This is a genomic window from Neorhizobium sp. DAR64872/K0K18, assembly GCF_050500175.1.
GTDB lineage: Bacteria > Pseudomonadota > Alphaproteobacteria > Rhizobiales > Rhizobiaceae > Neorhizobium > Neorhizobium soli.
Window position 1 is genome coordinate 435422 of sequence record NZ_CP191445.1, and the last position, 25009, is coordinate 460430.

The 25009-nt window shown below is 59.3% G+C and carries 25 protein-coding genes; 15 read left to right on the forward strand and 10 right to left on the reverse strand.

Going from position 1 to position 25009, the window contains the following annotated elements; all coding sequences use genetic code 11:
- Positions 1 to 27 precede the first annotated feature (27 nt).
- From ACQY1P_RS01980 to ACQY1P_RS01995, 4 genes are all read left to right on the forward strand, one after another.
- The gene (locus ACQY1P_RS01980; RefSeq protein WP_430253728.1) at positions 28 to 1326 is read left to right on the forward strand and encodes a Gfo/Idh/MocA family protein; all 1299 of its coding nucleotides are present in this window, start codon (positions 28 to 30) and stop codon (positions 1324 to 1326) included.
- 112 nt (positions 1327 to 1438) lie between these two features.
- Entirely contained in the window at positions 1439 to 1876 is a 438-nt protein-coding gene (locus ACQY1P_RS01985) for a BA14K family protein (RefSeq protein WP_062578142.1), read from the forward strand.
- A gap of 252 nt (positions 1877 to 2128) precedes the next feature.
- Positions 2129 to 2647 (forward strand): YidB family protein, encoded by a 519-nt coding sequence (locus ACQY1P_RS01990; RefSeq protein ID WP_113166086.1) that lies wholly within the window; start codon positions 2129 to 2131, stop codon positions 2645 to 2647.
- Positions 2648 to 2695: 48 nt separating this feature from the next.
- On the forward strand, positions 2696 to 2944 hold the full coding sequence (locus ACQY1P_RS01995) for a hypothetical protein (protein WP_062578146.1): 249 nt from the start codon (positions 2696 to 2698) through the stop codon (positions 2942 to 2944).
- Positions 2945 to 3397: 453 nt separating this feature from the next.
- Here the strand turns inward: ACQY1P_RS01995 and ACQY1P_RS02000 are convergent, their stop codons facing one another.
- Positions 3398 to 5095 (reverse strand): FAD/NAD(P)-binding protein, encoded by a 1698-nt coding sequence (locus ACQY1P_RS02000; protein WP_430253730.1) that lies wholly within the window; start codon positions 5093 to 5095, stop codon positions 3398 to 3400.
- 499 nt (positions 5096 to 5594) lie between these two features.
- Between ACQY1P_RS02000 and ACQY1P_RS02005 the strand changes: the two genes are divergently transcribed.
- From ACQY1P_RS02005 to ACQY1P_RS02030, 6 genes are all read left to right on the forward strand, one after another.
- Complete coding sequence (locus ACQY1P_RS02005) at positions 5595 to 6164, forward strand: type 1 glutamine amidotransferase domain-containing protein (protein WP_430253732.1); 570 nt, start codon at positions 5595 to 5597, stop codon at positions 6162 to 6164.
- Between the two features lie 116 nt (positions 6165 to 6280).
- Complete coding sequence (locus ACQY1P_RS02010; protein WP_430253734.1) at positions 6281 to 7357, forward strand: catalase family protein; 1077 nt, start codon at positions 6281 to 6283, stop codon at positions 7355 to 7357.
- Between the two features lie 183 nt (positions 7358 to 7540).
- Positions 7541 to 7711, forward strand: a complete 171-nt coding sequence (locus ACQY1P_RS02015) for a hypothetical protein (RefSeq protein ID WP_156461775.1) — start codon at positions 7541 to 7543, stop codon at positions 7709 to 7711.
- Positions 7712 to 7725: 14 nt separating this feature from the next.
- Positions 7726 to 7893, forward strand: a complete 168-nt coding sequence (locus ACQY1P_RS02020) for a hypothetical protein (RefSeq protein WP_325264804.1) — start codon at positions 7726 to 7728, stop codon at positions 7891 to 7893.
- A gap of 10 nt (positions 7894 to 7903) precedes the next feature.
- Complete coding sequence (locus tag ACQY1P_RS02025) at positions 7904 to 8053, forward strand: hypothetical protein (protein WP_156466530.1); 150 nt, start codon at positions 7904 to 7906, stop codon at positions 8051 to 8053.
- Between the two features lie 24 nt (positions 8054 to 8077).
- Positions 8078 to 8215 (forward strand): hypothetical protein, encoded by a 138-nt coding sequence (locus tag ACQY1P_RS02030; protein ID WP_156461778.1) that lies wholly within the window; start codon positions 8078 to 8080, stop codon positions 8213 to 8215.
- Between the two features lie 54 nt (positions 8216 to 8269).
- Here the strand turns inward: ACQY1P_RS02030 and ACQY1P_RS02035 are convergent, their stop codons facing one another.
- The 5 genes from ACQY1P_RS02035 to ACQY1P_RS02055 form a co-directional block, all read right to left on the reverse strand.
- Positions 8270 to 9025 carry an outer membrane protein gene (locus tag ACQY1P_RS02035; RefSeq protein WP_062578150.1) on the reverse strand — a complete coding sequence of 252 codons (756 nt, stop codon included), beginning with the start codon at positions 9023 to 9025 and terminating at the stop codon, positions 8270 to 8272.
- 189 nt (positions 9026 to 9214) lie between these two features.
- Positions 9215 to 9760 (reverse strand): RNase H family protein, encoded by a 546-nt coding sequence (locus ACQY1P_RS02040; RefSeq protein ID WP_430253737.1) that lies wholly within the window; start codon positions 9758 to 9760, stop codon positions 9215 to 9217.
- A 5-nt stretch (positions 9761 to 9765) separates the two neighbouring features.
- Complete coding sequence (locus tag ACQY1P_RS02045; RefSeq protein ID WP_062459490.1) at positions 9766 to 10377, reverse strand: TetR family transcriptional regulator; 612 nt, start codon at positions 10375 to 10377, stop codon at positions 9766 to 9768.
- A 26-nt stretch (positions 10378 to 10403) separates the two neighbouring features.
- Positions 10404 to 13538 (reverse strand): efflux RND transporter permease subunit, encoded by a 3135-nt coding sequence (locus ACQY1P_RS02050; RefSeq protein ID WP_062459487.1) that lies wholly within the window; start codon positions 13536 to 13538, stop codon positions 10404 to 10406.
- Between the two features lie 12 nt (positions 13539 to 13550).
- Positions 13551 to 14750 (reverse strand): efflux RND transporter periplasmic adaptor subunit, encoded by a 1200-nt coding sequence (locus tag ACQY1P_RS02055; RefSeq protein WP_113111521.1) that lies wholly within the window; start codon positions 14748 to 14750, stop codon positions 13551 to 13553.
- Between the two features lie 220 nt (positions 14751 to 14970).
- Here ACQY1P_RS02055 and ACQY1P_RS02060 point away from each other — a divergent pair, with 220 nt between their 5' ends.
- Positions 14971 to 15255: a hypothetical protein gene (locus tag ACQY1P_RS02060; protein ID WP_062578156.1), complete on the forward strand. Its 285-nt coding sequence runs from the start codon at positions 14971 to 14973 to the stop codon at positions 15253 to 15255.
- A gap of 248 nt (positions 15256 to 15503) precedes the next feature.
- On the forward strand, positions 15504 to 17597 hold the full coding sequence (locus tag ACQY1P_RS02065) for a catalase (RefSeq protein WP_430253740.1): 2094 nt from the start codon (positions 15504 to 15506) through the stop codon (positions 17595 to 17597).
- 157 nt (positions 17598 to 17754) lie between these two features.
- Here the strand turns inward: ACQY1P_RS02065 and ACQY1P_RS02070 are convergent, their stop codons facing one another.
- Both ACQY1P_RS02070 and ACQY1P_RS02075 read right to left on the reverse strand, forming a co-directional pair.
- The gene (locus ACQY1P_RS02070) at positions 17755 to 18576 is read right to left on the reverse strand and encodes a DUF1206 domain-containing protein (protein WP_430253742.1); all 822 of its coding nucleotides are present in this window, start codon (positions 18574 to 18576) and stop codon (positions 17755 to 17757) included.
- A gap of 465 nt (positions 18577 to 19041) precedes the next feature.
- Positions 19042 to 19344 carry a hypothetical protein gene (locus ACQY1P_RS02075; RefSeq protein ID WP_156461779.1) on the reverse strand — a complete coding sequence of 101 codons (303 nt, stop codon included), beginning with the start codon at positions 19342 to 19344 and terminating at the stop codon, positions 19042 to 19044.
- Positions 19345 to 19721: 377 nt separating this feature from the next.
- Here ACQY1P_RS02075 and ACQY1P_RS02080 point away from each other — a divergent pair, with 377 nt between their 5' ends.
- The 3 genes from ACQY1P_RS02080 to ACQY1P_RS02090 all read left to right on the forward strand — a co-directional run bounded on the left by ACQY1P_RS02080 (position 19722) and on the right by ACQY1P_RS02090 (position 23186).
- On the forward strand, positions 19722 to 20831 hold the full coding sequence (locus ACQY1P_RS02080) for a PAS domain-containing protein (protein ID WP_430253886.1): 1110 nt from the start codon (positions 19722 to 19724) through the stop codon (positions 20829 to 20831).
- A gap of 13 nt (positions 20832 to 20844) precedes the next feature.
- Positions 20845 to 21252 (forward strand): response regulator, encoded by a 408-nt coding sequence (locus ACQY1P_RS02085; RefSeq protein WP_062459470.1) that lies wholly within the window; start codon positions 20845 to 20847, stop codon positions 21250 to 21252.
- Positions 21253 to 21389: 137 nt separating this feature from the next.
- Entirely contained in the window at positions 21390 to 23186 is a 1797-nt protein-coding gene (locus tag ACQY1P_RS02090) for a PAS domain-containing protein (protein ID WP_430253745.1), read from the forward strand.
- 30 nt (positions 23187 to 23216) lie between these two features.
- Here ACQY1P_RS02090 and ACQY1P_RS02095 read toward each other — a convergent pair whose 3' ends face one another.
- On the reverse strand, positions 23217 to 23864 hold the full coding sequence (locus ACQY1P_RS02095; RefSeq protein WP_430253747.1) for a hypothetical protein: 648 nt from the start codon (positions 23862 to 23864) through the stop codon (positions 23217 to 23219).
- A 2-nt stretch (positions 23865 to 23866) separates the two neighbouring features.
- Complete coding sequence (locus ACQY1P_RS02100) at positions 23867 to 25003, reverse strand: glycosyltransferase (protein ID WP_430253749.1); 1137 nt, start codon at positions 25001 to 25003, stop codon at positions 23867 to 23869.
- Between the last annotated feature and the right edge of the window lie 6 nt (positions 25004 to 25009).

Genomic DNA, 25009 nt, shown 5'->3' on the forward strand with positions numbered 1-25009 from the left:
GAGGCGGCGAGCAATTTGGAGACCGGCATGGATCAGGCAAGCGCTTTCAACAGACGCAATCTTCTGAAACTTGGAGCCGCAGGCGCAACGGGGGTGGTGTTGTCCACGACGGTTGCCGGCGCTCAGAGCTACCCCGCACCGACGCAGGTGGACACCGGCATGGTCGAGGACGGCAAGGTCAAGTTCCCGGAATGGCGCGGGCCCGATGAGACCCCGAGCGGAAACCCGTCAGCGCCGCTTCCTCTGGAAGATAGGGTCGGCTTTGCGGTCGTAGCTCTCGGTCGTCTCAGCCTCGAAGAAATACTTCCCGCCTTTGGCGAAACGAAAAAATCGAAACTCGTGGCGCTCGTGTCCGGAACGCCGGAGAAGCTATCGGCGGTCGCGCGGCAATACGGCATCGCCGAGGATGCCTGTTACGATTACGAGAGCTTTGACGCCATCAAGGCCAATCCGGACATCAAGGCCGTCTACATCGTTCTGCCCAACAGCATGCACCGCGAATATGTCGAACGGGCAGCGCGGGCAGGCAAGCATGTCCTTTGCGAGAAGCCCATGTCGATCAGCTCGGCGGACGGGCAGGAAATGGTCAAGGTTTGCGAAGAGCAGAACGTCAAGCTGATGGTGGCCTACCGCATCCAGTACGAAGCCGCCAATCTCTACCTCGCCGAAAAAGTCCGCAGCAAAGCCTATGGCCGCCTTGTCGGCATGTCCGCGATCAACGTTCAGACGGTTGCCGAAAACGGTGCCGAGCAATGGCGGCACAAGAAGGCTCTTGCCGGTGGCGGATCACTCCCTGACATTGGGCTTTACTGCCTGAACACCGCACGCTTCCTGACAGGTGAGGAACCGGTCGAAGTCATGGCGACGCAATACAGCCCCGAAGGTGACGCTCGCTATGCCGAGGTCGAGGAAACGGTCTCGTTCACCTTGCGCTTCCCATCCAATTTCATCGCCAACTGCTTCACCAGCTATGGCGCGCGAGACGACAAGCATCAGCGGCTCAATTTCGAAAAGGCCACCGTGGATATGGCGAACGCCTACAAATACGACGGCCAGAGCCTGACTGTCACCGAACTGGACGGCGAAAAATCCGTGCAGAAAAAGGTCGAGATCGCGCTCAACAACCAGTTCGCGGCCGAGATCGACCACATGGCGACCTGCATCATCGAGGACCGCAAGCCACGAACGCCCGGCGAGGAAGGTGTGCAGGATCATGTTGTGATGGAAGCAATCTACGAGTCAGCGCGATCGGGAGCGCCCGTGAGGCTCCAGGCCCCAGACCGGCTCGACGCCTTCCGCGGACCACCAGCTGCGGTCGAACTCTGACGCCGGTGTTTGCGCAAGCGCTTGTGTCGTGGACGCGTTCACAAGTTCAACCAGCGCTCTACCCATACGGGAGATTCGCCCTATCTCCGTTTTACAACAATGAAAGAGACAGATGAAAAAGCTCGCAATTATAATCATTTCGATCATGACCGCGTTTACCGGATACGTGCCCGCGCAGGCCATGCCGAAGGCAGCGATTACCGCGGCTGCACCCGCGGCTGACGTCCAGCAGGTCCAGTACCGCAACGACAACCGCCGTTACGTCCCCCGTGGCGAGCGTCGATACAACAACCGCTACGATCGTCGTGACCGCTATGATCGCCGCAACCGTTACAGCAACCACCGCCGCCATGACCGTCGCTACGACAACCGTCGTCGCAGCAACACCGGCGCCATCATCGGCGGCTTGGCTGCAGGTGCCCTCATCGGTGGTGCGATCGCTTCGCAGAACCGCAACGGCAGCAGCAGCTGCGCAGCGCGTTACCGCTCGTATCGCGCTTCGGACAACACCTACCAGCCGAACTCGGGCCCACGCCGGGTTTGCCGCTAACATCTTCACCGGTGCGTAAATGAGAGACCCCGCCAGCAATGGCGGGGTTTTTCGTTTTTTGGACCACGGCAGCGGATCGGCGTCCGTGTCACCTCACCTTCGGAGTTATTCCGAACCGCCCCGAACCCTCTCCCAGCAGCAAATGTTCGGCCAACGGGTGCCCTTGCAGGAACCTCGCCGCCGACTGGTCGTTTGCTTTGCATGAAGCCGTAACGCCATCCCGGCTATGGCTGCGAAATCGAGGAGAACACCATGGCAAGCGGTCAATTGAAAGCACTGCTCGGCGTACTCGCTGTTGCTGGATTTCAGAACAGGGACAAAATCGCAGAGCTCCTACGGGGCGTGAACAAGACCCAACCGGCTGGAGCGAACACCGCTCCGGAGACCAGTCCCCGGCAGACAAGTGGTCTTGAGGATCTGCTCGGCAAGCTTACGGGCGGCAAGGAAGCAGGCGGCCTTGGCGGAATTCTGGGAGGACTTGCGTCCGGCGGTGTCTTGAGTGGTGGTCTGGGTGACCTCCTGAAAACCTTCCAGCAGAACGGATATGGTCAGAAGGCCGAATCTTGGGTCAAGCCCGGATCCAACGAGGATATCGATGGGGATCAGCTTGCCGAAGCGATCGGACCCGAAGTTCTCGATGAACTGGCAGCGAAAACAGGACTGTCGCGAGATGAGATACTTGCGCGGCTGAGCAAGGATCTTCCCCGCGCGGTCGATGAGCTGACCCCGGATGGCAAGGTCCCCGCAGACGACCCAACATCGACAGTGTGATTGGAAGGGGCACCATCCCTTCATCCTCAAGCAAAACGGTAGATCCCTATGAAACTTTCAGACGATGCGCGTTCCATCCTGGTGTTTGCGGCCTATCATCAACTCCTCAGCGGTGACCCCGTAAAGGAAGTCGTTCTGGACGATGGTGCTGGTCATCACGCAAGCTCGAAGGGCCAGGCAGAACTCGAAGACGGCGGCCTCATCCGCATCGACGGAAAAAGAGCGGAGATTACCGACGAAGGTCAAAACGTTCTCGCAACTGTCATCGATGCCATTCGAAACGCCACGGCGGGTTGAAGCAGAGATTAAGCTCAGCGTTTGAGGGCCTGGTTTTCTTCGACCAGCCTACTTCTACTTCAAGAAACAAGCCTCTGCTCTCAGGAATGAGACAGAGGCTTTGTTGCGTTCCCTTCGGTCAGTCCTGAAGGTTTCTCGTCCGACACGCATCTTAGGGGGGCCCCGCTGCTCGTCATCCGCAGGTCCGGGCCACAGCCGAGAGATTGCCGGACACGCTGACGCCGGTCGGCGCGATCGCTGCGGGTATGACGCTTCGGTTCGTCATCGCTCAAGGTTGTAAGCGTGCCTTTTCGCTGCCACCACGCTGGAGTGGTTTCGGTTAGCGTTATCAGACACCCCAAACCGTTAGCGATAGCCGCGTACCGTCGCGGCGATCAAACACTGATAAAGAAAATCCCGCCTCGAAAGGCGGGATTATCACTTCAGCGACTAACGCTCACCAGCACGCAGGTCCTACGCTGCGATCTCAGCTGGCGCCTGTGCGCGGGCGGATGACCTGACGCGGCGGCTGCGGACCGGTCTTGTCACCTCGGCAATGATGGAGGCTGCAACGATCTGTCCGAGTTCGGCAGCACTTGTGATGCCCTGGATGAACGGACGTTTGTGCAGAAGATATGAGACAGCCGGGACGTACAGTCGCCTCACCGGTCGCACGCCCGCGATCAGCGGTCGGCACTGGTCGTCCACGTCAATCCCGCCCGTACGGCGGTGATTGCCAATGGCTGTCATCGTCTTTGCCTCGGATATCAGCCCTCGTTCGATAAGGGATGGGAATGGCAGGTCGGTCGCCGACAGAGTTTTCTGGCCCGTGGCGTCGATAAACGTATCGAAGCGCAAGGTGGTACCGGCGATTTCGACAGTAGCGCCCCGTTCAAGACCTTCTTTCACGATCTCCGAGTCATCGCCAAGGGCGACGATACCAAGACAACCGCTCCGATGAAGCGCAAGTAGTCGCTCGATCGACAGGTGCGGAACGGTCGCATAGTCGTCGGCGAAAATGCTCTTGAAGTTCCGGTTGAACCGGCCAAGGTCGTCAGCGTTCATAAAGCCGACCGCCGTCTCGATGATCTCATGGGTAATGAGAATGGCGTAGCGCCACGGAACAGTGTGCTTCTGGGCATAGTTCCGCTTGGCTTCGGCAAGGTTGGACGCCGCCCACTCGAACGGGTCTTCCTTGTCGCGAACCCCGTAATACGCAACGGCGAACGTGTCAACGGTCAAGCCGTCTAGACCGATGGCCTTGGAATAGTCCGGATCGGCAACAGCAAGTTCCTGGCGAAACAGCTCGAAAATGTCATCGAGCAGTCCGCTGCTGCCAAGCGCGATGCGGTCATCGACCGCCTGCTGCGTGCAGATCTTCGGCTCAAGATAGGGGATCGGAAAATAGAAATCGGCTTCGGGAAGAAGACCCTTGCGCGACATCATCACGATATCAAGAGCCTGGCCGTCCGCGTTGACGGAGTACTCCAGTTCGCCACCCTTGCTTTTGGTGAATTCACCGAACTTGGTCGCGACCGTCATGACGGCATCGATCGCACTCAGCGAAGTCCCCAAAATTCCGATCTTGCCGCTCGGGATGCTCTGCAATGCGGTTGCGGGCCATGGCGCCTCGAAGTAGCCGGGCGACGTCTCAGGTTCGGACGGAAAGCTATGTCCGGTCGCAATGACGACGTAATCAAACAGCGCCTCTGCGCCGCCGTGTTCAGGGCTCAGGCACGATTTGAACTGATCACCGACAGGCTGAACGTCGTCGACGGATGCGTTCTCAAACACGTCGACCGTATGCCTGGAGGCCCGCGATGCGTCGATGATCGCGTCGAACTGAGATCTGAAATAATCGCCAACCACGACACGCGGATAGAACGCACGGTCTGTGATTCCCGAGCGATCAACACCAATCTCGTTCAGGTACTCGTCGGACTGGAGTGCCAGCCAGTCGTGGAGCATCACCGGCAGAGCCGGCACCTCGATGCTCGGTATATTCGACAGCATCGCGAGGTCGTTGATGCCCCGCTGGTAGGGTGTTCCCTTGCCGGCGACGTCGGTTCGCTCGAAAATTGCGATATCCAGAGAGGCGCTGCATTTCACAAGGTCCTGCAGTGCGAATATGGCTGTCGGACCCGATCCAATAATGGCTACGCGTTTACGCATCTAAATCTCCTGCCCCGCGGAAAGCGGCGCACATTGACAGAACAACCGACATCGAAAGATGTTCCCCATCTGTCCAGACTGAGCAAACAGCAACGAGCCGGATTTCACCCTGGCTGATATGGGGATTTCTCCGCGAACTGCGATGTCCCACGTGCCTTCGTGTCGTGTCGGTCCGCTACCGTACAGGCGCAATATGTTGATGAGGCGCTCAACGAGTCCCATGTATTGGGGAAGCAATCACAGAGATGGATACGATGGTTTCAAGGATCAGGAGAACGCTGACCATGGGCGAACGCGCGGCCGCCTTCGAGCACACCAATGCCGTTGCGCGCGAGACTGCAGATGACGAACGGCGACGTCGGGAGGAAAAAAGCGAGCGCCTCCGGAAACTTCGACTGGCGGCAGAGCAAGGTGACAAGTCGAAGTGTTCGGCTGGATGAAACTTTTCATGCCAACCGTCATTAACGCTCCTCCACATCAAGAAAAGTGAGGAAACACGATGACCCTTCAAGGCAAAAAAATCGCCATTCTGATTGCTCCGCGCGGCACTGAAGAGCCCGAGTTCAAGCAGCCGAAAGACGCGGTCGAGGCAGCCGGTGCCACGGTCACTGTCATCGGCCTTGAAAGCGGCCAGGCCCAGACGAACAACAACGACCTCGACGCCGGGAGCAGCTATACCGTTGACAAGACGGTCAGTGATGTTTCGGCTGACGAGTTCGACGGCCTCGTCATTCCGGGCGGATGCGTGGGCGCCGACAAGCTGAGAGCCGACAAGGCGACAATCGCCTTCGTGCACGCATTCTTCCAGCAGGCAAAACCCGTGGGCGTCATCTGTCACGCGCCGTGGCTTCTCGTCGAAGCAGACGTCCTGAATGGCCGGACGGTGACATCGTATCCGACAGTTCGCAAGGACATTGAGAACGCTGGTGGCATCTGGGTCGACAAGGAAGTTGTTGTCGACAAGGGGCTCGTGACGAGCCGCACCCCGAAGGATTTGCCGGCTTTCTGTGCGAAGATCGTCGAGGAATTCGAAGAGGGCAAACACCCACAGCAGGCCCGTAGCGCCTGAGTGACTACTCGGGATGCGGCTCCCCGATGGGCCGCATCCTCAGCCGGCGAGCATATTAGCTTGCGCTGGAACCAGGAGCACTATTCTGGCGTTTTTCGATTTTGAAGGAGCGCCAGATGATTGCAGCCACGCCCGTCCGTTATTCCCCAGACCTCGAAACAGTCAAACCTGATGAGCGCGAGACGATCTCGGGTCTTATCGATCAGTTCGACATCATTCTTGAAAAGACCGCAGAGGATTACGGCCATGCCGTTCGGTCCGTGCACGCAAAAGCACACGGCATCCTTGAGGGTACAATGACCGTCAAGAGCGGGCTGCCGCCGGAGTTCGCGCAAGGTCTGTTTGCCAAACCGGGCGAACATCCGGTCTACATGCGTCTTTCCACAAACGCCGGCGACATCTTGCCCGACGCTGTTGCTCTTCCACGCGGGTTGGCGATCAAGGTTGTCGGCGTCGAGGGTACTCGCCTGCCGGGCGCGGACGGCAATAACCAGGACTTCGTGATGGTCAACGGCCCGATCTTCCAGACGCCGGATCCGAAGAAATTTCTCTCCAGCCTCAAGCTCCTTGCCAAGACCACGGACAAGATGGAAGGCACAAAGACCGTGATGTCCAGCGTGCTTCAGACCGTCAACAAGGGCCTCGAAGCCGTCGGCGTGACGAGCCCCACCATTCAGTCCCTCGGCGGCGCGCCGAATGTCGATCCGCTCGGCGAGACCTATTTCAGTGTCACGCCGTTTCGCTATGGTGACTACGTCGCGAAGTTCCGCGTGAAGCCGATCTCACCGGATCTGACCAAGCGCACCGGAACCGTAATCGATGCCAGCGTCCGCGAGAACGCCATCCGTGAGACGGTCCAGGCGGAAATGCAGGAAACGCGGGGCCTGTGGGAATTCCAGGTCCAGCTCTGTCGCGATATCGAAGCGCAACCGATCGAGGACCCGACCGTAGAATGGAAGGAAGACGAAGCTCCGTTCGTGACCGTTGCAACTTTGAGCGCCGCTCCGCAGGATAGCTGGAGCGACGCCAAGGTGCAGAAGGTCGACGAGGAAATGCGGTTCAGCGTCTGGACCGGCCTTGCAGATCACCAGCCTCTCGGCGGCATCAACCGGGCACGTAACGAAACCTACCGCCACTCTGCCGATTTCAGAGCCAGGTTCAACGGCTGTCCGTTCCACGAACCGCAGCAATAACCGCAAGGCAAACACCGGATTTCGGCGAGATCGACGTCTCGCCGAAATTTACGTTTAAATTTCAAAAGAAGACGGCACTGGTGGATAGGCCGCACGGATTGTCCTCACATTCCGCTGCGCCTCGAAACGGCCGGAACTATGCGGCTTGCGGACTGTTCGCCTCCTTGAATGAAAGGAAATGCGATGAAGCCCGAAGATGAACCCAGTATCGACAAAATGAGAGACCCGCCTGAAGTCCGAAAGAAGAAGGGACTGTTAGGCCGCGGAGTGATCGTCGTGCTTGGCATATACGTGCTCGGCGCCTTCAGCCTGTATATCGCAATCGTCATCTACGGGCTCATGAGCTCGTCGTGACAGGACTGGAAGGAATGACCGTGAAGAACCCACCGGTTACCGAGGACGCCGACAAAACGCTGATCGAAAATGATGGGCACCAGCGCTTCAAGGAAAGCGTCGACACGACGCGAAATCCGGAGCAGGAACGCAAAGACGCCTCGGAGAAAACAGGTACGCCCGGATACGGCACAACCAAGTGAAAGGGCGCTGATGTCACAGAGCGGAAATCAAGGCCCGGACTGGTGGTTCGCCTGGCTGGGCCGGGACAACACAGGCACTGGCATGCTGCGGTTCCTGGCGCTGCCGCTGTCGTTCATCGTGGTGGTCGGAATTATATTCTGGACCATCTGGCCATCATGAATCTCTGACCAGAAGGAGAATAAAATGAGTGACGACAAAAAGACCGGAAGCGATGCGGATCGCACGAGCGAGAATGCCGACAAGGACCGTGAGGATTTGCTGAAGAAGGCTGAAAAAGGCCTTGAAGACGCCAAGGGCGAAAAGCCCGAGGGCGAGATCTGAAACGTCTCAAGCAGAATAGGTCTGGCCGGTCGCGAAACCGGCCAGACCCTCAGATCAAAACTGGCGACGCAGGCCGAATGTCACAGCATGGCTGCGGAAGTCGGTGCTCGACGTGGATCCGTCGCGGGCCTCGAAGTTGAAATCGTCGGCAGCTGTGAAGCGATACCCGATATCAAACGTCGTGTTGTCGAACAGCGAAGTGTTCGTGAACAGACCGATAGCCTGCAGATTGATGCCGACGCCGGCATCAAGGTGGTAGGCGAACTGGGTGTCGGAATCATCCATCAGCGTGCCGGTACCGGTTCCGCTGACGCCCTGCTTGCGCAGTTCCAGGTTCATGAAACCTGCACCGCCGCCGACGTAAGGCGTGATCGCGCTGACTGCGCCTTCAGCTGCAAGCGGGATATCGAGATAGCCATTGACATAGCCCTGGAACGAGCGAGCGTCGCCGTAGGAGTCGATACCACCAACGCCGCCAAATCCGGAAACGCTGTGTTCGTCGACAGACGCGCTGCCATAACCAAGTTCAAGCTCGAGGCGCGGCGAAACGAAGCCCATCGATCCGAAGTTATAGCCGGCGCGCAGTGCGCTGTAGTAGCCGACGTCATACTCGGTGGACACTGACGCGGCGCCGAAATCAAAGCCTGTATCGTCAAGGAAGTTTACGGAGCTCAGCGAACCAAAGTAAAAACCTGACGTCGCCGGTGCGGCAAGCGGAGTTTCCATGGGCGCGAGATCTGCGGCAGACACCGGGACTGCGATTGCCGAGGCGAGGAGAACGGTGGCCAGGGCTTTTGAGAGAGTGTTCATGACATATCCTTTAGTGGTCCGATGCCTGATCGGTGATTCAATCCACTATCAGAGTCGCGCTGTTTGCTAACGGAAAGAGCTAATAAAGATGATCTTGCAGTAGCGACTGCACAATCACAGTTGCAAGTCCGCCACATGACTTCTGTCAAGTTTAGCAGGTCTTTCGCGCTCGGGAGCCGGCAACGTGCCTTATCCCAGACCCAAGGCGGATCTCGCTGCCGCATCGGCCTGTTCATTTCCGGAGATTCCGGAATGCCCTTTGCACAATTGAATTGCTATAAGCGGGTTGTGCTCCAGGAGAGTGTCCAATTCGCGCCAGACATCTGCATCCGGGATTGGCCGACGACGTTCGTGCGGGTTTGATCTTACCCGCTTCCAGCCGTTGCCGCGCCACATGAACCGCCATCGACGACACCCTTCGACGACGTGGGCGGAATCGGTCCAGATCACCGCAGCCATTCCCGTCGCTTCGGCTTCAAGCCAAGACGCCGCGCGCATGACAGACAGCACCTCGAACGAATTGTTCGAGCTGCCGATCGTCGTCCCCGAGGCGACATGGATCTGCACGTCACCTTTGAAAGCGACGATCGCCCAGCCGCCAGATCGGGAAGTGGCGTCGAACGAACCGTCGGTATAGACCTGGAAGATATCGGTCATCGGGAAAAGCATAGCATCGACAGATCCGGCGACAATGTCCACTTGCTTGACCGAGCCTGCCGATTTCTCCCCATCCATCACGATCAGCGCCTGAAGGTCGCGAACAGCTTTCGGACGCTGTCTCCGCCCAAGATGACGAGGTCGAACTTCCGGCCAAACAGCAGCCACTCCCAACAGATACCCTTCATCTGCCAGTGCACGGCGCGGCTGCACGCGGCAGGAGTCCACAAGGGTGACAGCTGTCCCTTGTCTTCAGCCTTGGCAAAGATGCGCTCCATGTTTTTAGTGTGCTCAGCGCTGAGGGCGTCCATCTCCTGCAGGACAGGTTCGAACTCATGTTCGAAGTTCGTTCTCAGAAGGATCGTGAGGAGCCGCTGACGCTGGACGTCGCTTGCGAGCATCCCAAACCAGTCGAGAGCAATGGTTTCCACCGCCGAGATCGGATCAGTATCCTCGCAACCCGAGCCGGCAGCGTCGCTCATGTCGACCCGGGGAAGCTGCGCCGCGTTGTAGAGTTGGAGAAACAGGTCGCTCTTGCTGGCAAAGTGCCAGTAGACCGCTCCACGTGTGACACCAGCGGCAGCCGCGATTTCGTCCAGAGTACTGTTGGCGACGCCTTTTTCGAAGAAAAGCTGCTCGGCTGCGGTCAGGACGGCACAGCGCGTCTCGGCCGCTTCGGCTTTCGTTCGTCTCATCCTTGTCCTCCTCTTCCCGCTCTCCCCTACTCCGCCGGTTTGGGAGCTGCCTTTTCTGCTTCGTGGTTCGGCTCCTTCACGCGGAAGACTTTCATCACGAAGACGAAGAACACGGGAACGAAGAAGATGGCCAGCAAGGTCGCCGAGATCATCCCGCCGAGCACGCCGGTGCCGATCGCATTCTGACTGGCAGCACTGGCACCGGTGGCAATCGCCATCGGGACGACGCCGAGGGTGAAGGCGAGCGACGTCATCAGGATCGGGCGGAAGCGCAGATGCGCTGCCTCGACCGTCGCATCAAACGTGGAGCGGCCTTCGGCGCGGAGGTCCTTGGCGAACTCGATGATCAGAATGGCGTTCTTCGCCGACAGACCGATAATGGCGATCAGACCCACGAGGAAGTAGACGTCATTCGACATTCCCCGAAGCATGACGGCCGCAACCGAACCGATGACCCCGAGCGGCACGACGAGCATGACCGAGATCGGGATCGACCAGCTTTCGTACAAGGCTGCCAGCAGCAGGAACACGAAGAGCACGCTGAGCGCGATCAGGGCGGGTGCCTGCGACCCCGACTGGATTTCCTGCAGCGACTGGCCGGTCCATTCGTAACCGAAACCGTTCGGCAGTTCGCCGGCAAGCCGTTCCATCTCGGTGATGGCGTCACCGGAGGAGAAGCCCGGTGCTGCCTGGCCGGCGATGCGGATCGACGGGTAGCCGTTATAGCCAACAACCTGCGACGGGCCCCGGACCCATTCGACCGACGCGAATGAGGCCATCGGCACCATGCCGCCATTGGCGTTGCGGACGTTGAGCCGCAGCAGGTCTTCTGTCTTCATGCGCTGCTTGCCGTCGGCCTGAACCTGCACGCGCTGCATGCGTCCCGCATTCGGGAAGTCGTTCACATAGGACGAGCCGAGGTTTGCGGTGATCGTCGAGTTGATGTCACCGAATGTGACGCCGAACGTGTTGGCTTTCTCACGGTCGATGAGGAGGTTCACCTGCGCCGCATCCGGCATGCCTTCGATGCGAACGCCGGCGAGAACCGGGCTCTTGGCGATTGCGGCCATCAACTGGTCGCGCGCCGCGCCAAGTGCCGTCTGGCCGTTGCCGGCACGATCCTGCAATCGGAAGGTAAAGCCGGACGAGTTGCCGAGACCCTGGATCGGCGGCGGCGACAGCGAGAACGCGATCGCATCGCGGATGCCAAAGATCTGGCCGTTGATCCTCTTTGCGATCGCATCAGCCGAATCCTCGGGACCGCGATCCGACCAGTCCTTTAGGGTGATGAAGGCGAGCGCGGCATTCTGGCCGCTGCCGGAGAAGGAATAGCCGTTGATGGCGATAATGCGCTCGACAGCCTTTTCACTGAGCGCGATCTTTTCGATCTGCGCGACGACCTCGGTGGTGCGGTCGGTGCTTGCCTCGGCCGGTGCCTGAACGTCGACGATCAGGAAGCCTTGGTCTTCGTTGGGCAGGAACGAGCTCGGCAGCTGCAGATAGGCCCAGCCGAGGCCGACCAGAAGCGCGACGTAGATGACCATGAAGCGACCGGATCGCTTGATGATGCCACCGACCGTGCGGGAATAGCCATGCGAAGCCTTGTCGAAACCGCGGTTGAAAATGCCGAAGACGCCCTTTTTCTCGTGGTGATCGCCTTTGATCGGCTTGAGGAACGAACCGCACAGTGCGGGCGTGAGCGACAGGGCAAGGAAACCCGAGAACAGGATCGAGACCACCATGGTCAGCGAGAACTGCTGATAGATGATGCCGACCGCACCGGGGAAGAAGGCCATCGGGATGAACACCGCACTCAGGACGAGCGTGATGCCGATGATGGCGCCCGAAATCTGGCCCATCGCCTTGCGGGTCGCTTCCTTCGGCGACAGCTTTTCCTGCGCCATGATGCGCTCGACGTTTTCGACGACGACGATGGCGTCGTCGACGAGAATGCCGATCGCGAGCACCATCGCAAACATGGTGAGCACATTGATGGAGAAGCCGGAGACATACATCACCGCACAGGTGCCAAGCAGCGCCACCGGGACGACCAGTGTCGGGATCAGCGTGTAGCGGATGTTCTGAAGGAAGACGTACATCACCACGAAGACGAGGATCATCGCCTCGATCAGCGTATGGATGACCTTCTCGATCGAGACTTCCACGAACGGGCTGGTATCGTACGGGATCTCGTATTCGATGCCGGACGGGAAATACTGCTGCAGCTCTGTCATGACCGCGCGCACGCCTTTCGCCGTGTCGAGTGCATTGGCGGTCGGCGACAGCTGGACGCCGATGGCAGCGCTTGGCTTGCCGTTGAGGCGGCTGGAAAAGTTGTAGCTTTCGCCGCCGACCTCGATGCGGGCGACATCGCGCAACCGCACCGACGAACCATCGGGATTGGCGCGCAGCACGATCGCTCCGAACGCTTCGGGATTGGTCAGCTGGCCCTGGACGTTGATGGTTGCGGAAATCTGCTGGCCGATCGGGTTCGGCGTCGCGCCGATACGACCGGCGGCGACCTGCGCGTTCTGGGCGCTGATCGCAGCCGTAACATCGGAGGCCGTCAGCTTGAGGCCGACCATCTTGTCGGGATCCATCCAGATCCGCATGGAGCGCTGGGTGGCGAACAACTGAGCACTGCCGACGCCGGGCACGCGGCGGATCTCGCCAAGCACGTTGCGGTTCAGATAGTCGCCGAGACCGATGACGTCGGTATTGCCGTCCGTGGAGGTCAGCGACACGACCATCAAGAACGATGTGCCTGCCTGCTCGACGCGCACGCCCTGCGATGTGACGGCGCCCGGCAGGCGGGGTTCGGCGCGGGCGATGCGGTTCTGCACCTCGACCTGCGCTTCGCCGATATTCGTACCGGGTGCGAAGGTGACGTTGATGGACACGCGGCCCGACGATTCAGACGTCGATTCGAAATAGATCAGCCCGGGAACGCCGTTCAGTTCTTCTTCGATCGGACGCGTCACGCCTTGGTAGATATCGTCTGGCGAAGCGCCGGGATAGTTGGTGGATACGGTGATCTGCGGCGGCGCGACATTCGGATACTGCGCGATCGGCAGCATCGGAATTGTCAGCACGCCTGCGAGCATGATGAAGATTGCGACGACCCAGGCGAAGATCGGCCGGTCGATGAAGAAACTTGCCATGTAACCTGGTCCTTACTTCTTCGCCGGCTCTGCAGGAGCCGCATTGGCGTCGCCTTGCGCCGACTGCTCCGTCGCCGGCTTGTCCGCGGACCAGGGCTCAGGCTTGACGGTGGCGCCGGGAGCCGTCTTCTGGAACCCCTCCGCAATCACGCGGTCGCCGGCCTTAAGGCCCTGCGAGATGACCCAGCGTTCGCCAAGCGCACGACCGACGGTGACGCGGCGCTGCTCGACCTTGTCTTCGGCGCCGACCACGAGCACGCTCGCCTGGCCGCCGGAATCGCGCTGCAGGGCCTGCTGCGGCACGGCGAAGGCGTCGCGCTCCAGACCTTCCTCGATCTGCACGCGGACATACATGCCCGGGAGGAGATCCCCATTGGTATTGGGGAATTCACCGCGCAGGGTCACCTGCCCAGTGGTTTCATCGACCGCTGCTTCCGAAAACAGCAAACGGCCCGTTTCCGGGTATTTGGTGCCGTCGTCGAGCATGAGATAGGCGTTCGCCTCGTTCGGTCCCGTCATCAGCTTGCCGTCCTGCAGCGCCTTGCGCAGGCGGATCAGATCGGCGGCCGGTTGGGTGAAGTCCGCATAGATCGGGTCGAGCTGCTGGATGGTCGCGAGGTTTTCAGAGCCAGTCGAGCTGACCAGGGCGCCTTCCGTGATCAGCGCACGGCCGATGCGGCCGCTGATTGGTGCCGTGACATTGGCGTATTGCAGGCTGAGCTCGGCCTGGGCAAGGCCGGCCTGGGCGACGGCGACTTGAGCGTCCGCCTGCGCCAGTGCAGAGATCGCGGTATCGAGGTCCTGGCGAGTGGCGACGTTCGATTTGCTGAGCTGGGTCTGACGATCGGCGGTCTGGCGAGCCTGCATCTGCGCTGCCTGCGCACTCCGAAGCGTGGCCTGCGCGCTGTCGACCTGAACCTGGAACGGTGCCGGGTCGATGCGGTAAAGCACGTCGCCCGCCTTGACGATGGAGCCCTGTTCGAAGACGCGCTCGACGATAATCCCGGAGATACGCGGGCGCACCTCGGCGAGACGGGTCGGAGCGATACGTCCGGGCAGATCGCTGGTGATCGGCAAGGTCTCGGGCTGTACCGTCACCACGCCAACGGGCGATGGCGGCGGCGCCGGAGGTGCTGCGGCTTCTTCCTTCTGGCACCCGACGAGGGCGAGGAGGCAGGTGATGGTCAGGATAGATCGCAACGCCTTAGGCATCGAGTGCTCCGCACAAGGATAGTTTACATACAGTCGGGCACGTATATAACCGCCGTCTAGTTTTGTGCAATGCACATAATCGGTGGTTCACGAAGGATTTACGGATGCTGTCAGGATTTTTCGGAGCGGTTGAAGATACACCTGTTTCTCCGGCGAAAGCCGTCGTCGTTGCGATTTCGAGCGACGGCCTGGCTGACGTCGCGACGGCTGAGGACGAGCAATGAACACCGTGACCTGCCATGGACACACCATTCGGATGCTGAACATCAGCGGCACTCTTTGGATCGCGGCACCTGACGCGCTTCGTGCGCTGGGCGTCGATATTGCGCGTAAGGGTGCAAGTGTTCACCTGCAGAAGCTGCCGCGAACGGAAGTGAGACTTGTCACGTCATCCCAGTATCCGGACCTGTTCGCGGGGCGCCGCGGCAACCCGAGGATGAACCTCGTGACAGAGCAAGGGCTTGCTTTGCTACGAGAGCAATCGGGAAAGTTCTGCGTGGGATAGGCATCTCTCCCCGCCGGACCCGCGTCACCGAAGCGCCTCATCGAACGCCGGTCAGGCCACGAATGCAGGCACAGCGGACTACGAGACGCCTTTACTGACCACTCTCGGGAGCTCAGCCCACTGCCAACTCCGGTGCCTGACCTGCAGCCTTGAAAGCAATCCCTTGGATAATCTCTCCGACGGGCGCTTGCCGCAGCGTCGCGCGGGCATATCTGTTGCTGGATTGAATTCGAGCAAAGGACCATCCAATGGCTGACCCGACGACATATGATACGGACCGCGGTGAAGGCGGCGAGACCCACCAGCATGTTCCGTCCGATGGCTCGCATCCTGCTCAGGCCCACCTGACGACAAACCACGGCGTTCGGATCTCCGACAATCAGAACAGTCTGAAATCCGGCAATCGCGGTCCGAGCCTGCTTGAGGACTTCGTTCTCCGCGAGAAAATCTTTCATTTCGACCACGAACGCATCCCTGAGCGCATCGTGCATGCCAGAGGCTCTGCCGCACACGGTTACTTCGAGCTCACGGAATCCCTCAGTGACGTGACAAAAGCCGACGTGTTTCAGCGTGTAGGGGACAAGGTTCCGGTTTTCGTCCGCTTCTCGACCGTTGCAGGCGGCGCTGGCTCTGTCGATACCCCTCGCGACGTTCGCGGCTTCGCCGTCAAATTCTACACGCAGGAAGGCAACTGGGATCTGGTCGGCAACAACATTCCGGTCTTCTTTATCCAGGATGCAATCAAGTTTCCCGATCTCATTCACTCGGTGAAAATGGAAGCTGACCGCGCCTATCCGCAGGCCGGTAGCGCGCACGGTACCTTCTGGGATTTCGCGTCGCTGATGCCTGAGACCACCCACATGCTTCTATGGGCCATGTCGGACCGTGGCATTCCGCGCTCGCTGCGCATGATGCAGGGCTTTGGCATTCACACGTTCCGCTTCGTCAACGAAGAGGGCAAGTCGACCTTCGTGAAGTTCCACTGGAAGCCGAAGCTCGGCGTTCAGTCGACGATCTGGGATGAGGCGCTCAAGCTTCAGGCCGCCGACAACGACTACCACCGTCGCGATCTCTGGGAAGCCATCGACAGTGGTGATTTTCCGGAATGGGAGCTCGGCGTTCAGCTTTTCGACGAGGAATTCGCAAGCCAGCTCCCCTACGACGTGCTCGACTCCACCAAGATCATCCCGGAAGAGATTTTGCCGGTCAAGATCGTCGGTCGGCTTGTGCTTGATCGCAACCCCGATAACTTCTTCGCCGAAACGGAACAGGTGGCTTTCCTGCCGTCGAACGTCGTCCCGGGCATCGACTTCTCCAACGATCCGCTGTTGCAGGGCCGGTTGTTCTCCTATCTGGATACCCCGAAATCGCGTCTCGGCACGGCCAATTTCCATCAGCTGCCGATCAACGCGCCGAAGTGCCCCATGCAGAACTTCCAGCGTGACGGCATGATGCAGATGAGCGTCCCGAAGGGTCGTGCCAATTACGAACCCAACAGCCTCTCAATGGCTGGAGAAGAAGGCGGCCCACGCGAGTGTCCCGCAACTGGCTTCCGGTCGTTCGAACGGGCGACAGGTGATCAGGAACAGGGCGACAAGCTGCGGGTCCGCGCCGAGCTCTTTGCCGACCATTACAGCCAGGCACGGATGTTCTGGAAGTCGCAGACAGCGTCCGAGCAAGCGCATATCGCGTCGTCTTTCGTGTTCGAGCTTTCCAAGGTCGAGTTCGATCACGTTCCGCCGCGCGTTATTGGCAATCTCCTGAACGTTGACGAGGAGTTGGCGCAGCGGGTCGCCGATGGTCTCGGAATCGACCTTCCGGCTGCCAATCCGGCTGCACGGGAACCGGTCGATCTCGATCCGTCGCCAGCCCTGTCGATCCAGAAGAACATGGTCGAGACGGTCAAGGGTCGAAAGATCGGCATCCTTATTGCTGATGGCACCGATGCGAAGGCATTGAGTGATCTGAAGAACGCCATCAGCCAGGCTGGCGCCACCGCATTCGTCGTTGCGCCTAAGATCGGAAAGGCAAAACTGTCCGACGGCAACGTAACGAAAGCCGATGGTCAGCTCGCCGGTTCGCCGTCACAGCTCTTCGACGCGGTCGCGGTTCTCCTCTCGAAGGAAGGCAGCGACATGCTGACCCGGGAAGCCGCAGCGGTCCAGTGGGTGATGGATGCGTTCGGCCACCTCAAGGCTATTGGCCACACGAACGAGGCCCAGCCACTGCTGCAGAAAGCCGGCGTCGAAACCGATGACGGTGTTGTCGGGATGGACGGCTTCCTGAAGGCCGCTGCAAAGCGGTACTGGGATCGCGAACCCAAGGTGCGCATGCTCGCCTAACGCAATAAATAGCCCGGCGTGTCACTGCTTTCGTGGCATGCCGGATATAGCAAATGAGGGGGTGGGAACGGACCGTTCCCACCCCCTCACGCGTTTATGATGGTCGCGATTTCGATGACCAGCTGAGTGCAGGATCCCAGTCAACGGTCCCGATCGGCTAGTTGAAGGGCCGGCTGACAGTGCGCTTGACGTCTGCCATGGAGGGGCCACGGACTGTCCGGTATCTTGCGGCGACAAGGTTATAGATACCGAACGCTGCGAGCCCGGCTGCGATGACGATGAAGATGGTCGCACCGCCCGGCAGCTCGCTCAACCAGTCCATCGCGTCAGCCATGCCGCCAGCTTGATCAGGATCGACCTTGAAGCCGGCATAGGCAAACAGGATGCCGACAACGGCAAAGACGACACCGCGGGCGACGAGACCGTATACACAGACATAAGTAAGCCAGCTGGCGTTGCTCGGGATGCTGATATACTTCTCGAATTTCCGCGTCAGGCCCTTTATCATGGTAACGACACCGCCTGCGAACAGTCCAATGCCGGCGATGATGGCGAGGTAGGAGCCGAAAGGTTGGGACATGATCCATGTCGCCACGCCCTTCTCTCCAGAACCACCGCCTCCGCCGCCCGAAAAGACCGAAAGCCCGATTGCGTAGATCCCGAGACCGACATAGGTCACGGCGCTGCCGAGAAGGCTTGCCCGAATGACCATTCCTTTGGCATCGCTGCCATGTCCGTCACTGTCCGCCAGAGCCTGGGCAAGCCGCCAGGCCACAAAACAGAAAAGCCCGATGCCGATTATCCCGACCCACACCTTGCCGAACGGCTGATCCAGCAACGACGATATGGCCGACTTGCTTTCGGGGCGACCGCCGCCGAAGCTCGAAAACAGCGCCAACGCCGCAACCAGAAGAAAAACGACACCTCGCGCGGCATAGCCGAACTTAGCTAGCATCTCAAAACGAAATTCCTGCGGCACGCGCTTCTCCCTGGACGACGTCGGTAAAGGATCGAAACGCTCGGTACGGCATAAGGTTGTCGAAAACTACAGGTGAACCTCAAAGAAGAACCGCATCGCCTTCGTTCACATCCCTGTTTGCCACAAAGCGCAAGCTGCAGCGCCAAAGCGCAGGCCGGTCGAGCGCGCCTTATGGCTCGCCCAAAACGAAAAAGCCTGCCGCGGGAGGAGGTGCGGCAGGCTTTTCGAAAAGATCGAACAACGGCTGGGAGGAGGAGTGCCGCTGTTCTGCCAGACGCCCATTGGGAGGAGTGGGTCGCCTGGAACACGAAGCTCTGCGGGAGGAGGTGCATTGCTTCGTTGGAAGACTGGATATTCCATTTATCCGAATGTAGAAAGGCAGCATGTTGCAGTGCAGCTATGCACAATACGCGGCACTACCTCGTTGACGGCTTGAGGATGAGTGCCCATGAGCCGCGTTCTCTCCTAGAATTTTCTGACCGGTGACGGAGCTTTGTCGGATCGGCCTGGTTTTTTCTTTGGAGCCTCAGACGCGAATGCTGCGGGCGGGTACCAGTAGCCGTCGCTGTGGCGCCGGTAGCCCTGACGGCGTTCCTTCATACCGCGGTGGCCCTTAAGCATATGCTGTTTGCCCTGTTGTTTCTGGACAAGCTGAACGTCACCCCTGGAAAGCGGCTTCGCCCCCATCATCTGGGCATTGGCAGTGGAGATTCCGGTCAGCACGAGTATGCCGACCAATCCTGTCGCGAGGTATGCAGAGTATTTCAATGTCAGCTCCTTTGATAGCAAGCGAACAACAGCAAAAGCTCCTTGCGGTTCCTATCAGGGATCTGAAATTTACGTTTATTTACAGTTATTTACACTTACTGAAAAGCGCTTGATCAGCAAGCGAGAGGCGCTCAGGGATATCGGCGCGAACCGATCATATGAGATGGTTGTCAGCCGAGTGCTTGTTTCCCACTGCATCGGTCTTTGGTGTTGTCCCGGTGATATCCTGCACGACGATCAAGATCTGTGCGCTGTTTAGATGCGGCGTCTGAAGCGGCCGCGTGACACAAAGCACCCAAACCGTCGTGTGGCTTTACCGCGCGGAACATTTAGCCAAGAGCACGCGTTGGAAAGAAAATTGTAAATTAGGCATGCTCATGAACGACTCGATCTCGGCGAAAAGGGGGGCACAGGACGCCGGGGACAAGCTTCTTGCAGAGCATTCTTCCACGGATCCCTTCTCCGCAGCATTCAAAGCAACCCGGATGCCGATGATCATCACGGATCCGCGCCAGTACGACAATCCGATCATCTTTTCCAACAAGGCCTTTAGTGACCTGACCGGATATCCGGCGGACGAACTGGTGGGACGCAACTGCCGTTTTTTGCAAGGACCCGAGACCGACCCAGCGTCAGTTCAGAAGATAAGGGAAGCAATCAGGGATCAGAGGTCGATCGCGATTGATATCGTCAACCACCGGAAAGACGGCTCGACGTTCTGGAACGCTCTTTTCATCAGCCCTGTGTTCGACGATCAGGGCGATCCGCTCTACTACTTCGCGTCGCAGCTTGATTTCACAGATGACAAGACGTTGGAGATGCAGTCCGCTTCGGCGCGTCGGAGAGCCGAGGCGGAGGTCGCTGCCCGAACAGCAGAACTCACCCAGGCCCTCGATGCAAAGACGACCCTCGTCCACGAGGTCGACCACCGCGTCAAGAACAACCTGCTGACCATCGCTTCGATAGTGAAACTCAAGGCCAGGAAAACACGGGACGAAACGGTCCGGCATACGCTCCTGTCGGTCCTCAACCGTGTCGAGGCCCTAAGCACGGTGCAACGCAAGCTCTTCATGTCGAACGACGTCGGTCGCTTCGATGTCGCCGACTTTGCCCGCGATCACGTTGTCGACCTTGTGGGATCGCTCGGGCGCGACGATATCCGGATCACCATGGATCTGTCACCGGTTCTTGTGCCCGCCGCCAAGGCCTCCCCACTGTCTCTGATCGTCAATGAACTCATTGGCGATGCGGTCCGACGCGGATTGAGCGTGGGCGGTGGAGAGATCCACCTCGTGGTCAATCGTCCAAACGGGCATTTCATTATCGAAGTCCGCGATACGGCCGATCCAGTCGACGTCGACGAAGAGGATAACGAATTCGGACGGCTGATGCTGGAGACGTGCTGCCGTCAGGTCGAGGCCGAGATCGAACGTGAGGTAGAGGGTCGGCGAACCACTGCCCGCATCATCTTGCCGCTAGATAGCTGATATGGAGCATAGCTTGAAAATCATGATCGTTGAAGACGAGGCCCTTCTGGCGCTTGAGCTCGAAGAAGAAGTCGAGGCGGCGGGCCATTCTGTAATCGGTCAGGCCATGAACCGGAAAAAGGCGCTGGCCATTCTGGAAGGCCAGATACCGGAATTTGCCTTTGTCGATGTGCATCTGACCGATGGCCCGACCGGACTCGAGGTCGGGCGGCACCTTGCCGACCGGGGGATCCCGTACGTATTCATCACAGGAAACCTGAAGCGCATTCCGGAAGATTTCGTGGGTGCAATCGGTGTAATCGAAAAGCCGTATACGATGAACGGCTTGAAGAATGCTCTCGAATACATCGCGCGACTTCTGCGCGGCGACATCGGGTTGAGCGTTCCACCCAGCATTATCGTCGCGCCGCCTGCACCGTAACGCAGACTGATTGAACTACCGGGAACTCCCCGCAACATTCGCCCACTGCCGTCTCGCGGCTACCTTGCACTCGCAGTTCAGAAACGGCCGACAATGACTTCGACACGGATATCCATACGCTTGCGATCGGATACACAATGAACACGGTATCCCAGCGACCGCACGAAGTCGCATTGGCAAACACGATGGACGTTGCTCTCATGGCGGAAATCCTGTCCGCAAGCGACGACTGTATCAAGGTTATCGACCTCGCCGGCAACATTACGTTCATGAGCGCTGGCGGCATGCGCGTCATGGAAATTGACGATTTCGAAACCATCCGCAACTGTCCTTGGCCTGATTTTTGGAAAGACGACGGGAACGCGGCAGCGCGCGAAGCGCTTGAGGCTGCGCGCTCCGGACGGAGCTGTAGCTTTGTCGGGACGGCGGAAACGGCCAAAGGAAACTCGCGGTGGTGGGAAGTGAAAGTTTCCCCAATCCTTGGAGGAGACGGCAAGCCCGATCGGATCCTGTCCATCTCCCGCGACATCACGGGAACGAAAAAAGCCGAACAGGCAGCCATTCGCTCCGAGCGCCGGATGAAGGAAACTCTCGAGGCTGGAAGCCTTGGGTATTGGGAGCTCGACCTCGCGACCATGGCACTCCAGACCTCTGACGTGTGCCGGGAAAACTTCGGTCGTCACAGGGACCAGTCCCTCAGCTATGACGATCTGCAGAGCGCTATCCATCCCGACGACTTGCCCCGCATGCAAGCCGCGGTGGAGGAAACCCTGGCAGGAAGCTCGGACTACGATGTCCAGTACCGCGTCATCCGTCCCGACGGTGTTGTGGCCTGGGTGCTCGCGCGTGGCCAGCTCGTCCATGATGACCGGGGGCTGGCCGTCGCGATGTGCGGCGTATCGCTCGATATCACCGAGCTTAAATCCATGCAGGACAAGCTTTCACGAAGCGAAGAGCGCCTGCAGCTTGCTCTCGGCGCATCGACAATGGTCGGCATCTGGGATTGGGATCTGAAGACGAACCTGATCTATGCCGACCCCAACTTCGCCGAGATCTATACGGTAGAACCGGGTCGCGCAGCCGCTGGCGCGCCGCTTGAGGAATACACACGGAATTTCCATCCCGACGACATGCCAGCGTTCGAAGCGGAACTGGGGCGGTTGTTCGAGGGACAGTCGACCTTCGATAACGAATACCGCATCATCCAGCCAGGTGGCGGTGTTCGCTGGGTCCACGCAAAGGGCCGTCTCATCCGCGACGCCTCGGGCGAGCCCGTGCGTTTTTCGGGTGCATCGGTCGAAATCACCGAGCGTAAGCAGGCCGAAGAAACGCAAAAGCTGCTGATGCACGAACTCGCGCACCGGGTCAAAAACACGCTTGCCGTGGTGCAGGCCATCACCACCCAGTCTTTGCGCAATGCCCAGACGGTGGACGATGCGCGCGACAAGATCCAGTCGCGCCTCTCCGCTCTTTCCAAAGCGCATGACATGCTGACGCAAGAGGATTGGCGCGGAGCCGAATTGCGCGATGTGGTGGCCAACACTGTCTGCAATATCGGGATGCAGGACAGCGACCGCATCAAGGTTCGTGGGACGACCGTCATGCTCGGACCCCAGGCTGCCATGTCCTTCGGCCTGGTACTTCACGAGTTGATGACCAACGCCGTCAAATACGGTGCGCTTTCCAACGAGGTTGGCCATATCGATATCGAGTGGTCTGTCGTGCCACAGGGTGGCGAGAACAGGCTTCAGTTTAGCTGGATCGAAGTGGACGGACCAATCGTCGCCGTTCCAGAGCACAAGGGTTTCGGATCAAAACTGATCAAGTCGAGCCTGGGCTCGATGGGATCTGTTGATGTCGCATATAATCCCACAGGACTTGTGCTGAAGATGGATGCGTCAATGGCTCAAATCGGGGCGGTGCTCAAAGTCTGAGGTGGCAGCAGCTAGCACTTCCCGACAGTGCTAGCTGTTCAGCCATGCGTCCTTGACGTCGGCCGTCGCGTTGTCGGGCTTGGAATCCCCAATGAAGATCAGTACCGGTCCGCTGTTCTTGCGAACCGGATCGTAGAAATCGAGTAGATCAGGATACTCGTTTTGGATGAAGCCCGGGAACGGTTGCTGGTCGCGTAGGAAATGGTCGACCACGACCTGGTCGCCGTGCACGGAGTTGGGAACGGTTCCGCAACTTCCCGGCGCAATCCAGTGATCCGGATCACGTTTGAACCGCTCGTACAGAAACGAGAAATCGTCTTTGTTCCAGCGCATCAACGCGGTCGACGCTCGAGACTTCAGGAAATGATCCTCCATCACAACGGCATCGCCTTTTGATGCAAGCTCGCTGGCCGAGGACATGAAGATCGTGTCCAGGTCGCAGAGTATGTTGACATCGTCGGAGAGCTCGGGACGGAAAGCCTCGAATTTCGACCACCACTTCGGCCAGTCATGGCGAAATTTGACGGTCTCGACACCGGCCATTGCCTCATTGAAATCCGTGACACAGACGATGCGATCAAGGCCTGCAATATGCCGCCTCGCCCCGCGGGCAAGGCGTTCCACCCAGATCGGCTCGTAGCGCCCCCCGGAGCGCAGGACGGTCGTCAACGTGACCATGATCAGACGACCTTGAGCAACGGGCTTGCAATACGCTGCGCACCACCCATCCAGAGCTGGTCGCAGAGCTCTTCCAGCCAGTTTGCGGCCTTGGCCGCAGCGGCCGGCTCGTGCAGAGTTGCAAGTGCTTCCGTGTCGAGCTCTTCGGCACGCTGCAGAAGCCCCCGCCATCCCTCGTAATCTCCCGGCCAGTATGGAGCGGAAACCGCTGCACCAAGTCGGACGAGCTCGGATGCCTTGCGATGCTGTTCGGAAAAATACCGCCATTCGGGCATCACCACGAATTTCCGGGCCGCACGCGCAATCTCATGAACCGTGTTGTCGCCAGCGGAGGCCACAACGATATCGGCCGCTGCGATATGGTCCGTGACGTTGTCGACCCAGCCGAGTTCCTTCAAATTGGGGAAATCCGTCTCATGGCCTTCCCGCAGAACAGGACCGGCGACGAGCCACAGCGCATCCGGGACGGCCCGTGCGGCAATCGTCAGCGGCGCATAGGGCGTGCCGCTGCCGCCGCCACCTGTCATGACCAGCACGATCTTCTGATCCGAGGGCAGCCCAAGTTTCTGGCGTGCCTCTGCACGGGACAGAACCTGATCGCGGGTGGTGCAAAGACCGCCCGTATAGAACGTCTTGTCGCGAAGATGGCGCGGATAGTCCTGCTGCTCCATACGCTCGTCGAACGGCGCCAGAATGCCGACCATCGCTTCGTAGGATCCGATATGACCGACGTCGTTGCGGTCGCCGTGGAGGCGCATCTGAACCGTTGGGGTCGAGCAGATCCGACCCAACATTCCGATCTCCGACGACACGTCCACGACAAACAGACCAATATCGCGGTCGTCGAGATGCTCGACGATGGTGCGCATCGTTTTCCGCATCGACGGCAGGCCCAAGGGAACGCAGTGCATGACCGATGGTGTAGGCTCATCGAACAGCCGCGCGGTCGGGACCGTTTCGCCGATCATGTTCGGCAGTGCGACGACTTCGACGCTTGAGCTTACGGACTCGAAATAGTCCGGCCCGGCCGTCAGAACAGAGACCTGCCTGTCCTGGCTGAAATGCTCGGCAATGGCCATGATACGGTTGGCATGTCCGCGGCCCTGATGATGGGCGAAAAACGCGATTGGCTTTTTCATACTCGA